11 protein-coding genes and 1 riboswitch are annotated in these 11,741 nt (G+C 71.3%); of the genes, 1 reads left to right on the top strand and 10 read right to left on the bottom strand.

The annotated features are described in order from the left end of the window. Window positions 1-53 precede the first annotated feature (53 nt). The 10 genes from ACSNOK_RS23760 to rpsB form a co-directional block, all read right to left on the bottom strand. Entirely contained in the window at window positions 54-980 is a 927-nt protein-coding gene (locus tag ACSNOK_RS23760; protein WP_436782788.1) for a hypothetical protein, read from the bottom strand. A gap of 136 nt (window positions 981-1,116) precedes the next feature. After that, window positions 1,117-2,145: an ABC transporter ATP-binding protein gene (locus ACSNOK_RS23755; RefSeq protein WP_436782787.1), complete on the bottom strand. Its 1,029-nt coding sequence runs from the start codon at window positions 2,143-2,145 to the stop codon at window positions 1,117-1,119. Then, entirely contained in the window at window positions 2,145-3,848 is a 1,704-nt protein-coding gene (locus ACSNOK_RS23750) for an ABC transporter permease (protein ID WP_436782786.1), read from the bottom strand. Before ACSNOK_RS23750 ends, ACSNOK_RS23755 begins: the two co-directional genes overlap by 1 nt. Next, window positions 3,824-4,921: a thiamine ABC transporter substrate-binding protein gene (locus ACSNOK_RS23745; protein ID WP_436782785.1), complete on the bottom strand. Its 1,098-nt coding sequence runs from the start codon at window positions 4,919-4,921 to the stop codon at window positions 3,824-3,826. The genes ACSNOK_RS23750 and ACSNOK_RS23745 overlap by 25 nt, the downstream gene beginning before the upstream one ends. Beyond that, window positions 4,917-5,021, bottom strand: a riboswitch (TPP riboswitch). It overlaps the preceding gene by 5 nt. Window positions 5,022-5,090: 69 nt before the next feature. After that, complete coding sequence (rlmN, locus tag ACSNOK_RS23740) at window positions 5,091-6,197, bottom strand: 23S rRNA (adenine(2503)-C(2))-methyltransferase RlmN (protein ID WP_223769780.1); 1,107 nt, start codon at window positions 6,195-6,197, stop codon at window positions 5,091-5,093. A gap of 80 nt (window positions 6,198-6,277) precedes the next feature. Then, window positions 6,278-7,411, bottom strand: coding sequence for a phosphatidate cytidylyltransferase (locus tag ACSNOK_RS23735; protein ID WP_436782784.1), 1,134 nt, complete (start codon window positions 7,409-7,411; stop codon window positions 6,278-6,280). Further along, entirely contained in the window at window positions 7,411-7,968 is a 558-nt protein-coding gene (gene frr, locus ACSNOK_RS23730; RefSeq protein WP_436782783.1) for a ribosome recycling factor, read from the bottom strand. Before frr ends, ACSNOK_RS23735 begins: the two co-directional genes overlap by 1 nt. 169 nt (window positions 7,969-8,137) lie before the next feature. Continuing rightward, entirely contained in the window at window positions 8,138-8,917 is a 780-nt protein-coding gene (pyrH, locus tag ACSNOK_RS23725) for a UMP kinase (protein ID WP_004944811.1), read from the bottom strand. Window positions 8,918-9,077: 160 nt separating this feature from the next. Next, complete coding sequence (tsf, locus tag ACSNOK_RS23720; RefSeq protein WP_436782782.1) at window positions 9,078-9,914, bottom strand: translation elongation factor Ts; 837 nt, start codon at window positions 9,912-9,914, stop codon at window positions 9,078-9,080. A gap of 178 nt (window positions 9,915-10,092) precedes the next feature. Further along, entirely contained in the window at window positions 10,093-10,953 is an 861-nt protein-coding gene (gene rpsB / locus ACSNOK_RS23715; RefSeq protein WP_436782781.1) for a 30S ribosomal protein S2, read from the bottom strand. Window positions 10,954-11,268: 315 nt separating this feature from the next. On the opposite strand from rpsB, the gene ACSNOK_RS23710 reads away from it, so the two are divergent. Beyond that, window positions 11,269-11,741 (top strand): M23 family metallopeptidase (locus ACSNOK_RS23710; RefSeq protein ID WP_436782780.1); only part of this gene is annotated, 473 nt, incomplete at its 3' end.

Below are 11,741 nucleotides of genomic sequence, written 5' to 3'. Positions count from 1 at the left end.
GTGCGGGGGCTTGCCCCCCCAAGAAACGGTGAAAGGGCGGGGCTGGGGCGCTCCTACACCCGCTGCACAGGCGCCGTCGCCCCGTCCACAGCAGGCGTCGCCGCCCCATGACTGTCGGGCTCGCCGAACCAGGCGACAGCGACCGCCCCCGCCACGGCCAGGATGAACCCGAGGACGGCGACCCAGGCGAAGCCGGCGCGGGACGCGTCCCCGAGCAGCAGAACCCCGATGATGCCGGGCAGGATCGTCTCCCCGACGACCAGAGCGGCCGTCGCCCCGTTCACCGACCCGATCTGCAGCGCCACCGTGTGCAGGTACATCCCCACACCACCCGAGATCAGAATCGCGTAGAGCGCCGGGTCGGCGAGCATGGTCGGCAGGTCGAAGGGGTCGATCCCGTCGAGTATGCGGACGCCGACGCCGATGGCGCCGAAGCCGAGGCCGGAGAGCAGACCGGCGAGGATGGCGGCCTTGGAACCCATCAGACGGACGGCCACCGTGCCACCGGCCATCAGCACCACGGAGATGATCAGCAACCACCAGTGCGTGGACCGCGCGGTGTCCCCGCTGCCCTCGTGCCCGGCGGCCGTCGCGAGCAGCACCAGGGCGACGCAGACCACGGCTATGGACATCCACTCGGGCCGCTTGAGGCGGATGCCGAGCAGCTTGATGCTGAGCAGCGCGGTGACGATCAGGTTGGCGCTGATGACCGTCTGGGAGAGGAAGAGGGGCAGCATCCGGGCCGCGAGAGCACCGAGGCCGAAGCCGAGGAAGTCCAGGACCGTGCCGACCATGAACTCCCAGGTCACGGCGGCCTTGGCGGTGGAGGACAGGCTGGGGCCGCCGTGCTGGGTCACGCCCGCGTCCGGAGACGAGGCCGCTTCCCTGAGAGCGGATTTCCGCGATCCCACGGCTTGCAGGACCGAACCCGTGCCGTAGCACGCCGAGGCCGCGACAGCCGTCACAAGGCCGATGATCACCAATTGCTCCGTTCGCCAATGAACCGCCTGCTCCTGATCCAGACGTCCAATGCGGCGACGAAGTTGCTTTGGGTCAAGAACTGGTCAAGAAAAGAAGGGCGCCACGCCTCTGCCGTTGGTCCCGGTGCCCGGAGGCTCAGTCTCCCAGGACCACCATGTGCTCGGGGTCGAACGCGACACACACCCGAGCGCCCACCTCCGGCGCGTGCGCCAGCGCGCACGCCGCCTGGAGCGCCGGGCCCTCATCGGGGCGCAAGGAGACGAGCACGTGGTCGCCGCGGAAGGTGCGGGCGGTGACCTCGCACGCGAGGCCCGCTTCCACCAGCCGGACGCCACCGGGACGGACCAGGAGCGGGGCCGGACCCTCCGGCACACCGGCCGGGACGGGCACCTCGCCCCACGGGGTGTCGGCCCTGTCGCCCGCGACCGTCGCGGGGACGACGTTGTCGAAGCCCAGGAAGCGGGCCACGAACTCCGAGGCCGGCCGCCGCCAGACGTCCAGGGGCGTGCCCTGCTGGGCGATCCGGCCGTCCCGCATCACCACCACCCGGTCGGCGAGCGCGAACGCCTCGCCCTGGTCGTGGGTGACCGCCAGCACGGTCGTCCCCAGCCGCCCGAAGAGCTGCCGCAGCTCGGTGACCAGCCGCTCGCGCAGGCTCCGGTCGAGCTGGCCGAGGGGCTCGTCGAGCATCAGCAGCCGGGGGCTCGGGGCGAGGGCCCGGGCCAGCGCCACCCGCTGCTGCTCGCCGCCGGACAGCGCCGCGACGGCCCGCCGCTCGGCCCCCGGCAGCCCCACGAGGTCCAGGAGTTCCGCGACCCGCCGCCGGGCCTCGTCCCGTCCCGTACCCCGGGTGCGCAGCCCGAAGGCGACGTTCGCGGCCACGTCCCGCTGCGGGAACAGCTGGTGGTCCTGGAACATCAGCCCCACGCCCCGCCGGTGCACGGGCACCCCGCCGACGTCCTCGCCGGACAGCAGCACCCGCCCCGCGTCGGCGCGCTGGAGCCCCGCCACCACCCGCAGCAGCGTCGACTTGCCGCTGCCGCTGGGCCCGAGGACGCAGACGATCTCGTGCTCGGCGACGTCGAGGTCGACGGCGTGCAGGACGGTCCGGTCGCCGAACCGGACGGTGACGCCTTCCAGGCGCAGCTTCGGAGCGGGCGGCATCAGAACTCCCCCGTACGGTCGGTGCGGACACGCTCCAGCACCAGCAGCGCCACGGCGCACACCAGCATCAGAATCGTGCTCAGGGCCATCGCCTGCCCGTAGTTCAGCTCCCCGGGACGGCCCAGCAGCCGGGCGACGGCCACGGGGAGCGTGGGGTTGTCGGGACGGGCGATGAAGACGGTGGCACCGAACTCGCCCAGGGAGACGGCGAAGGCGAAGCCCGCCGCGACGGCCAGTGCCCGGCCGACCATCGGCAGGTCCACCTGCCGCCACACCCGCCACGGGGACGCGCCGAGCACCGCCGCGGCCTCCCGCAGCCTCGGGTCGACCGCGCGCAGCACCGGCAGCATCGTCCGCACCACGAACGGCACCCCGACCAGCGCCTGGGCCAGCGGCACCAGGATCCAGGAGGTCCGCAGGTCCAGCGGCGGCTCGTCCAGGGCGATCAGGAAGCCGAAGCCGACGGTCACGGCGGAGGTGCCCAGCGGCAGCATCAGCAGCGCGTCGAAGCCGCGCACCAGCCGGCCCTCGCGCCGGGTGAGCGCGGCGGCGGCCAGCCCGCCGATGACGACCGCGATGGCGGTGGCCGCGAGGCCGTACGCCAGCGAGTTGCCGATCGTCTCCAGCGGCGCGACGCCGAGCACACCGTCGTCCCCGGCCATGGCCAGGGCGCGGTAGAAGGCGAGGCCGTAGCCGTCGGGACCGTCGAAGGAGCGCAGTACGAGCACCCCGAGCGGCAGCACGAGCAGTGCGGCCACGCTCGCCAGCACGGCGGTCAGCAGCCCCCACTGGGCGGCGCCGCGCGGCCGGCGCGCGGTGCGGCGCGCGTCCACCAGGCGCAGCGTGGCCTCGCGCCGGCGCACGGTCCAGGCGTGCACCAGGAGCAGCGCGGCGACGGCGGCGAACTGGACGAGGGTGAGGACGGCGGCCGTCGGCAGGTCGAGCAGTTCGGCGGTCTGCCGGTAGATCTCCACCTCCAGCGTGGCGTACGTCGGCCCGCCGAGGATCTGGACGGCGCCGAAGGAGGTGAAGGTGAAGAGGAAGACCATCAGCGCGGCGGCGGCCACGGCCGGGGCGAGGGCGGGCAGGGTGATCCGCCGCCAGGCGGCGAACCGGCCGGCGCCGAGCACCCGCGCGGCCTCCTCCTGCCGGGGGTCGAGCTGCGCCCAGAGTCCGCCGACGGTCCGGACGACCACGGCGTAGTTGAAGAACACGTGGGCGAGCAGGATCGCCCAGACGGAGTTGTCGAGTCGGACGCCCCACAGCTCGTCGAGCAGCCCCCGCCGCCCGAGCAGCGCCAGGAAGGCGGACCCGGCCACGACCGTGGGCAGCACGAACGGAACGGTGACCACCGCCCGCAGCAGCCCCTTGCCGGGGAAGTCGAAGCGCGCCATGACGTACGCGCCGGGGAGCGCGAGCAGCAGCGTGAGCGCCGTGGAGGCCGCTGCCTGCCAGGTGGTGAACCACAGGACATGCCCGGTCGCCGGGTCGGTGAGCACCTCGCCGATCCGGCCGAACCGCCACCGCCCGTCCGCCTTCAGCCCCCGGGTGACGATCGCGGCGACCGGATAGGCGAAGAAGAGGCCGAAGAAGGCGAGCGGGACGGCCATCAGGCCGAGGCGGACCCCCGTGCGCCGGGGGCCGTGGTCCTTCGGGGCGGTTCCTTCGGCTGCCGCGGTTACTTCAGGACGATCGAGGACCATGCCTTGACCCACTGATCACGGTTCTTCGCGATCTTCTCGGGGGCGAGCGTCTCCGGGGCGTCGACCGTCGCGCCGAACTTGGTGAACAGCTCCGGCAGCTTGGCGTCCGTCACCACCGGCTTGACGTACATGCTGAGCGGCACGTCCTCCTGGAACCGCTTGCTCAGCAGGAAGTCCAGCAGCGCCTTGCCACCCTTGGCGTTCTTCGCGCCCTTGAGCAGGCCGGCGTACTCGGTCTGCCGGAAGCAGGTGCCGGTCGCGACGCCGGTCGGCGCCTCGTCCGCCGACTTCGGCTGCGCCTTCATGCCCTGCACCTCGGCGGGCGGGCTGGACGCGTAGGAGACGACGAGCGGCCGGTCGCCCTTGGCCTTGCGGCCGGCGGCGGAGCCGGAGAAGCGGTCGTTGTACGCCTGCTCCCAGCCGTCGACAACCTCGACGCCGTTGTCCTTGAGCTTCTTCCAGTAGTCCTGCCAGCCGTCGTCCCCGTACTTCGCGACGGTGGCGAGCTGGAAGGCGAGGCCCGGGGAGGAGGTCGCGGCGTTCTCGGTGACCAGCAGGCCCTTGTACTCGGGCTTCACCAGGTCGTCGAAGGTCTTCGGCGGGGCCAGTTTGTGGTCGGCGAAGTAGGCGCGGTCGTAGTTGACGCAGATGTCACCGGAGTCGACGGGCGTCACCCGGTGCTCGGCGTCGTCGGCCCGGAACTCCTTCGCCACCCGGTCCAGGCCCTTGGCCTCGTACGGCTCGAAGATCCCGTTGTCGAGGGCGCGGGAGAGCAGGGTGTTGTCCACGCCGAAGAAGACGTCACCCTGCGGGTGGCTCTTGGAGAGGATCGCCTGGTTCACCGCCCGCCCGGCGTCACCGCTCTTGATCGTCTTGACCTTGTAGCCGGTCCGCGCGGTGAACTCCTTCAGCACGTCCGGGGAGACGACGAACGACTCGTGCGAGACGACGGTGACCGTCTTCCCGCCGTCGCTCTCCTTCGCCTCGTCGGAGCCGCCGCAGGCCGCGAGGGCCGGGAGGGCCAGGGCGGAGACGGCGGCGGCGCCCAGGGCACGCCGGAAGGTGGTGTTCATGGTCGAGCTGACTCCCTACGCCGGTACTAACCGGATCAGGTCCGAGGGTCTGCGGCGTGGCCGCACTCTCAGCGCTGTGTGCGCTCCCCTGTCGGATTGTTCATTTGTGCGAGCAGTGCGAGTGCACCGTATCAGTGCACCCGCCCGCTCCCCCGCCCCCGGCGGGGGCTCAGCGCTCGGTCGCCGCCAGCTGGCCGCAGGCGCCGTCGATCTCCTGGCCGCGCGTGTCCCGGACGGTGACCGGCACGCCGTGCGCGGCGATCGCAGCGACGAACGCCCGCTCGTCCTCCGGACGGGACGCCGTCCACTTCGAGCCCGGCGTGGGGTTCAGCGGGATCAGATTGACGTGCACCCGCTTACCCTTGAGCAGCCGGCCCAGCAGGTCGCCGCGCCACGCCTGGTCGTTGATGTCGCGGATCAGGGCGTACTCGATGGAGATCCGGCGGCCGGACTTCTCCGCGTACTCCCAGGCCGCGTCCAGGACCTCGCGGACCTTCCAGCGGGTGTTGACCGGGACGAGCGTGTCGCGCAGCTCGTCGTCGGGGGCGTGCAGCGAGACCGCGAGGCGGCACTTGAAGCCCTCGTCGGCGAACCGGTGCATCGCCGGCACCAGGCCGACGGTGGAGACGGTGATGCCGCGCTGCGACAGACCCAGGCCGTCCGGCTCGGGGTCGGTCAGCCGGCGGATGGCGCCGACGACCCGCTTGTAGTTGGCCAGCGGCTCGCCCATGCCCATGAAGACGATGTTCGACAGCCGCGCCGGGCCGCCGGGGACCTCGCCGTCGCGCAGCGCCCGCATGCCGTCCACGATCTGGTGCACGATCTCGGCGGTCGACAGGTTACGGTCCAGGCCGGCCTGGCCGGTGGCGCAGAACGGGCAGTTCATCCCGCAGCCGGCCTGCGAGCTGATGCACATGGTGACCCGGTCCGGGTAGCGCATCAGGACGGACTCGACGAGCTTGCCGTCGTGCAGCCGCCACAGCGTCTTGCGGGTGGTGTCGTCGTCGCACGAGATGTGCCGTACGACGCTCATCAGCTCCGGCAGCAGTTCGCCCGCGAGCTTCTCGCGGGCGGCGGCCGGGATGTCCGTCCACTGCGCGGGGTCGTGCGCGTACCGCGCGAAGTAGTGCTGCGACAGCTGCTTCGCCCGGAAGGGCTTCTCACCGATGGCGGCGACGGCTTCCTTGCGCTCCGCGGGCGAGAGGTCGGCGAGGTGCCGCGGGGGCTTCTTGGCTCCGCGGGGGGCGACGAAAGTGAGTTCTCCGGGCTTAGGCATGATGCTTCCAGTGTCTCAGACGCGCGAGTGGGGCCCGCCGTCCTGTGGACAACGGACCCCACCCAAGGGAAAAGCGCAGGTCAGCCGGCGCCGACGAAGGCCACCAGCAGCAGCCACACCACCGGTGCCGTCGGCAGGAGCGAGTCCAGCCGGTCCATGATCCCGCCATGGCCCGGCAGCAGCCGGCCCATGTCCTTGATGCCCAGGTCCCGCTTGATCATCGACTCGCCGAGGTCGCCCAGGGTCGCGCTCACCGCGACGGCCAGGCCGAGCAGCAGGCCCTGCCACCACACCCCGTCGTCGATCAGGAAGCGCATGCACAGCGCGCCCGCCGCCATGGCGAACAGCACGGCACCGATCAGGCCCTCGCGGGTCTTGCCGGGGCTGATGCGCGGGGCGAGCTTGCGCTTGCCGAACCGCCAGCCCACCGCGTAGGCGCCGGTGTCGCTGACCACCGTGAGGATCAGGAAGGTCAGCACCCGCCAGGCACCGTCGTCGGCGGCGAGCATCAGGGCCACGAAGGTGGCCAGGAACGGCACGTAGAACGCGGTGAAGATGCCCGCCGTGACGTCCTTGAGGTAGTCGTCCGGCGGTTCCGTCATCCGCCACACCAGCACGGCGAGCGCGGTGAGGGCCATGGCCACCCACGCGCCCTCGGCGCCGTCGACGTACCCGGCGACGACCATCGCGGCCCCGCCGATGGCGAGCGGCACCAGCGGCGCCTTGATGCCCTTCCGCTCGGCGAGCCGGGAGGTCAGCTCCCAGAGCCCGACCACCACGGCGACGACGATCACGCCGAGGAAGACGGGCTTGTAGACGAAGAGCGAGGCGACGATGACCGCGCCGAGCCCCAGGCCCACCCCTATCGCGGCCCGCAGGTCGCGGCCCGCGCTCTTCTTCCCCGCCTTGGGCGCCTGGGGGGCGGGGGCGGGGGCGGCGGGTTCGTGCGGCCGGATGTCGGGCTCCCCTCGGTGGCTGTCGTCGCGTTCGTCGCGGAAGTCGTCGCGTTCGTCGCGGAACAGGGGGCCACCGAGGTGAGTGGCCCCCTGGTCACGGTCCTCCTGGTCTCCGCCTGCGTCGGGCACGATCGGCATGGCCCGAGTCTGCGCCGCCCCGGCCGCTTCGCGCACTGGACCCGCCGGGAACGGGGTGTGCAGGTCGGCGGATCCCCACTGCCCGGCGCGTGGCGGGGTTCCCCAGGATGCGTCGTTCATCAGACCTCGAGCAGCTCGGATTCCTTGTGCTTGAGCAGCTCGTCCACCTGCGCGACGTACTTCGCGGTGGTGTCGTCGAGCTCCTTCTCGGCGCGGCGCACCTCGTCCTCGCCGGTCTCCTTGTCCTTGACCAGCTTGTCCAGCTGGTCCTTGGCCTTGCGGCGGATGGAGCGGATCGAGACCTTGGCGTCCTCGCCCTTGCCCTTGGCGACCTTGATGAACTCCCGGCGGCGCTCCTCGGTGAGCTCGGGGAAGTTCACCCGGATGATGTTGCCGTCGTTGCTGGGGTTGACGCCCAGGTCGGAGTCGCGGATGGCCTGCTCGATGTTGCGCAGCGCGCCCTTGTCGAACGGGGTCACCACGGCCATGCGCGGCTCGGGCACCGAGAACGACGCCAGCTGGTTGATGGGCGTCAGCGCACCGTAGTACTCCGCCACGATCTTGTTGAACATCGCCGGGTGCGCACGCCCGGTGCGGATCGCCGCGAAGTCCTCCTTGGCGACCACGACGGCCTTCTCCATCTTCTCCTCGGCTTCGAGGAGGATCTCTTCGATCACCACTTGCTCCTGGTGTTATCAGTAAGCAGAGCCTCGCCCCTGCGCGCGTCTTCTCCTGCACGGTGTCCGACCGGCAGGCGGTTGTCCATCCCCGGACCGTGGTCTTCCCGCGGCTCCGGGTTGCCGTCCGCCGCTGCCCGGAGGCGCGGCGGACGGCCGTACGGGCGTGTCAGTCCCGCGTGCCCTGGTCGCTCACGAGCGTGCCGATCTTCTCACCCTTGACGGCGCGGGCGATGTTGCCCTCGGCGAGCAGCTCGAACACCAGGATCGGCAGCTTGTTGTCCATGCACAGGCTGATGGCGGTGGCGTCCGCGACCTTCAGGCCGCGCGCCAGCACCTCGCCGTACTCCAGGGCGTCGAACTTCACCGCGGCGGGGTTCTTCTTCGGGTCGGAGTCGTAGATCCCGTCGACGCCGTTCTTGCCCATGAGGATCGCCTCGGCGTGGATCTCCAGGGCGCGCTGGGCGGCGGTGGTGTCGGTGGAGAAGTAGGGCATGCCCATGCCCGCGCCGAAGATCACGACGCGGCCCTTCTCCAGGTGGCGCACGGCGCGCAGCGGGATGAACGGCTCGGCGACCTGGCCCATGGTGATGCCGGTCTGGACCCGGGTCTCCACGCCTTCCTTCACCAGGAAGTCCTGGAGGGCGAGGCTGTTCATGACCGTGCCGAGCATGCCCATGTAGTCGGAGCGCGCCCGGTCCATGCCGCGCTGCTGGAGCTCGGCGCCGCGGAAGAAGTTGCCGCCGCCGATGACGACGGCGATCTCGTAGCCCTCGCGGACCACGGCCGCGATCTCCCGGGCGATGGCGTGCACGATATCGGGGTCGACACCGAGCCCTCCGCCGCCGGCGAAGGCCTCGCCGGACAGTTTCAGCAGGAACCGGCGGGGTTTCCCGTGGTCGTCGCTCTTGCCGTCGGCGGCCCTGTGGGCGTCCGCACCCTGATTCATTGGAGTTCTCCTCGTGCACATACGAAGAAGGCCATTGCCGGTGGGTCCTTTCGGTTCCCTCTGCGGCAATGGCCTCCTCGTCACATCAGCGGCCGGCCGGTGACCGGTCGGCTGCGTACGACCCTAGCGGGTCGCGGGTCAATCGCTGCCCTGCCGGGGCTCAGGCGCCGACGCGGATGCGGGCGAAGCGCTTCAGCGTGACACCGGCCTCGTCCAGGATCTTCTGGACGGTCTTCTTGTTGTCCTTGGCGAAGGGCTGGTCCAGCAGGACCTGCTCCTTGAAGAAGCCGGTGACGCGACCCTCGACGATCTTCGGAAGGGCGGCCTCGGGCTTGCCCTCCTCACGCGCGGTGGCCTCGGCGACGCGACGCTCGTTCTCCACGACCTCGGCCGGGATGGCGTCACGGGAGAGGAACTTCGGCGCGAACGCGGCGATGTGCTGCGCGACGTCCTTGGCGACCTCGGCGTTGGCCTTGTCCAGCTCGACCAGCACGCCGACCTGCGGGGGCAGGTCCGCGGCGGTGCGGTGCATGTAGGCGAAGACCTGGCCGTCGGCGAAGTGCGCGAAGCGGTCCACGACGATCTTCTCGCCCAGGGTGGCGTTGGCCTCGTCGATGAACGCCTGGACGGTCTTGCCGGCCTCGATCTCGGAGGCGAGCAGGGCCTCGATGTCGGCGGGGGCGCTCTTGGCGACGTGGGCGGCGAGCGCCTCGGCCACGGCGATGAACTTCTCGCCCTTGGCGACGAAGTCGGTCTCGCACTTCAGCTCGACGATGACACCGGAGGTGTTGTCGTCGGCGATGACGGAGACGACGGCGCCGTTCTCGGTGGTGCGGGACTCGCGCTTGGCGACGCCCTTCAGGCCCTTGACGCGGACGATCTCGACGGCCTTCTCGAGGTTGCCCTCGGCCTCGTCGAGCGCCTTCTTGCAGTCCATCATGCCGGCGCCGGTGAGCTCACGGAGCTTCTTGACGTCAGCGGCGGTGAAGTTCGCCATCGTTGAAATCCTTCTTGTGCACTGTGCCCCGCCGTGCCGCTCGGCACCCGGCAGGGCAGGTCCGTCTTGAGGTCACCACGACGGCCGGTCCCCGTCCACCGGACGGAATCCGGCCGTGGATCCACCAGGGACGGCGGGCTCACGTGTGTGCGTGATCCCGCCGTCCGGTACGGCAGGGTCAGGCCTGCTCGGCGTCCGCGGCCGGCTTCTCGGCCTCGGCGGCGGGAGCCTCGGCGGCGGCGGCCGGGGCCTCCTCAGCCTTCTTCTCGCCCTCGAGCAGGTCGCGCTCCCACTCGGCCAGCGGCTCGCCGGCCTTCTCGCCCGGCTTCTGGTCGCCGGTCGCGGCACCGGAGCGGGCGATGAGGCCCTCGGCGACGGCGTCGGCGATCACGCGGGTGAGCAGGGTGACGGAGCGGATCGCGTCGTCGTTGCCCGGGATCTTGTAGTCGACCTCGTCGGGGTCACAGTTGGTGTCGAGGATGGCGACGACCGGGATGCGGAGCTTGCGCGCCTCGCCGACGGCGATGTGCTCCTTCTTGGTGTCCACGATCCAGACGGCGCTGGGCACCTTCTGCATCTCGCGGATACCACCGAGGGTCTTCTCCAGCTTGGCCTTCTCGCGGGAGAGGACCAGGAGCTCCTTCTTGGTGAGGCCGGAGGCGGCCACGTCCTCGAAGTCGATGAGCTCGAGCTCCTTCAGGCGCTGCAGGCGCTTGTAGACGGTCGAGAAGTTGGTGAGCATGCCGCCCAGCCAGCGCTGGTTGACGTAGGGCATGCCGACGCGGGTCGCCTGCTCGGCGATCGCCTCCTGGGCCTGCTTCTTCGTACCGACGAACATGATGGAGCCGCCGTGCGCGACGGTCTCCTTGACGAACTCGTAGGCGCGGTCGATGTACGACAGCGACTGGAGCAGGTCGATGATGTAGATGCCGTTGCGCTCCGTGAAGATGAAACGCTTCATCTTCGGGTTCCAACGACGGGTCTGGTGACCGAAGTGGACGCCGCTCTCCAGCAGCTCCCGCATCGTGACGACGGCCATGGCCGTGCTCCTTGTGATACTCGGTTTCCACGGCGGCCGGGCGGCCGCCGCTCCTGACGCCCCGGAGCGCCCGCCGTGCGCCGCTCCCCGCTGGGGAGCCGTTCACGGACCGAGGGACGCGGCCACCGCGCTGCCCGGGACGGGTCTGACGCGACGGTGGCGGGGCGTGCGAAGTCGACCCGGTGACCCGGATCGCCAAGAGAAGTGTACGGGACCGGGGAAGGGCCGGGTGACGGCGTTGTCCACAACCGGCGAGTAGTCCACAGGCTCGGTCCAAGATCCCCTGGAATCGCGGGGTTCGGCCACGGTGGGCGCATGCCCGTGCAGAGGATCTCGTACGTCGTCCTGGCGGCGGTGGCCGCCTTGATCATGCTCGTCTGTCCGCCGCCGGCGACGGCCCGGGCTCCCGGACGGACGCTCGCCGCCCCGCTCGTTCCCACGCCACTCGTTCCCGCGCCGCCCGTCCCCGCACCGCCCGTTCCCGCGCCGCCGGGCGGCGCCGGGGCCCGCGTCTGGCCGGTGGGGACCCGTCCGGCGATCCCGCGGGGCTGGGAGCCGCCGGCCGTCCGCTGGGCCCGCGGCCACCGGGGCGTCGACCTGGCCGCCGCGCCCGGGACGCCAGTACGCGCCGCCGCGGGCGGCGTCGTCTCCTTCGCGGGGACGGTCGCCGGGCGGGGTGTGGTGGACGTGGAACTGCCGGGGACGGGCGACCCTCCGCTGCGGGCGACGTACGAGCCGGTACGGGCCGGCGTCCGCCGGGGGGATCGGGTGGCGGCGGGGGATGTGCT

Origin of the sequence: Streptomyces sp. URMC 126 (assembly GCF_051386555.1) — a bacterium.
Lineage (GTDB): Bacteria > Actinomycetota > Actinomycetes > Streptomycetales > Streptomycetaceae > Streptomyces.
Note: the sequence above shows the minus strand (reverse complement) of the source record. Positions and strands in the feature narration are given on the sequence as shown.

Bases quoted from the DNA above. Each gene is read 5' to 3' on its own strand.
- pyrH (WP_004944811.1), bottom strand. From the start codon at position 8,917: ATGAATCAGGGTGCGGACGCCCACAGGGCCGCCGACGGCAAGAGCGAC.
- ACSNOK_RS23755 (WP_436782787.1), bottom strand. From the start codon at position 2,145: ATGCCGCCCGCTCCGAAGCTGCGCCTGGAAGGCGTCACCGTCCGGTTC.
- ACSNOK_RS23735 (WP_436782784.1), bottom strand. From the start codon at position 7,411: ATGAACGACGCATCCTGGGGAACCCCGCCACGCGCCGGGCAGTGGGGA.
- ACSNOK_RS23745 (WP_436782785.1), bottom strand. From the start codon at position 4,921: ATGAACACCACCTTCCGGCGTGCCCTGGGCGCCGCCGCCGTCTCCGCC.
- ACSNOK_RS23750 (WP_436782786.1), bottom strand. From the start codon at position 3,848: ATGGTCCTCGATCGTCCTGAAGTAACCGCGGCAGCCGAAGGAACCGCC.
- rlmN (WP_223769780.1), bottom strand. From the start codon at position 6,197: ATGCCTAAGCCCGGAGAACTCACTTTCGTCGCCCCCCGCGGAGCCAAG.
- tsf (WP_436782782.1), bottom strand. From the start codon at position 9,914: ATGGCGAACTTCACCGCCGCTGACGTCAAGAAGCTCCGTGAGCTCACC.
- rpsB (WP_436782781.1), bottom strand. From the start codon at position 10,953: ATGGCCGTCGTCACGATGCGGGAGCTGCTGGAGAGCGGCGTCCACTTC.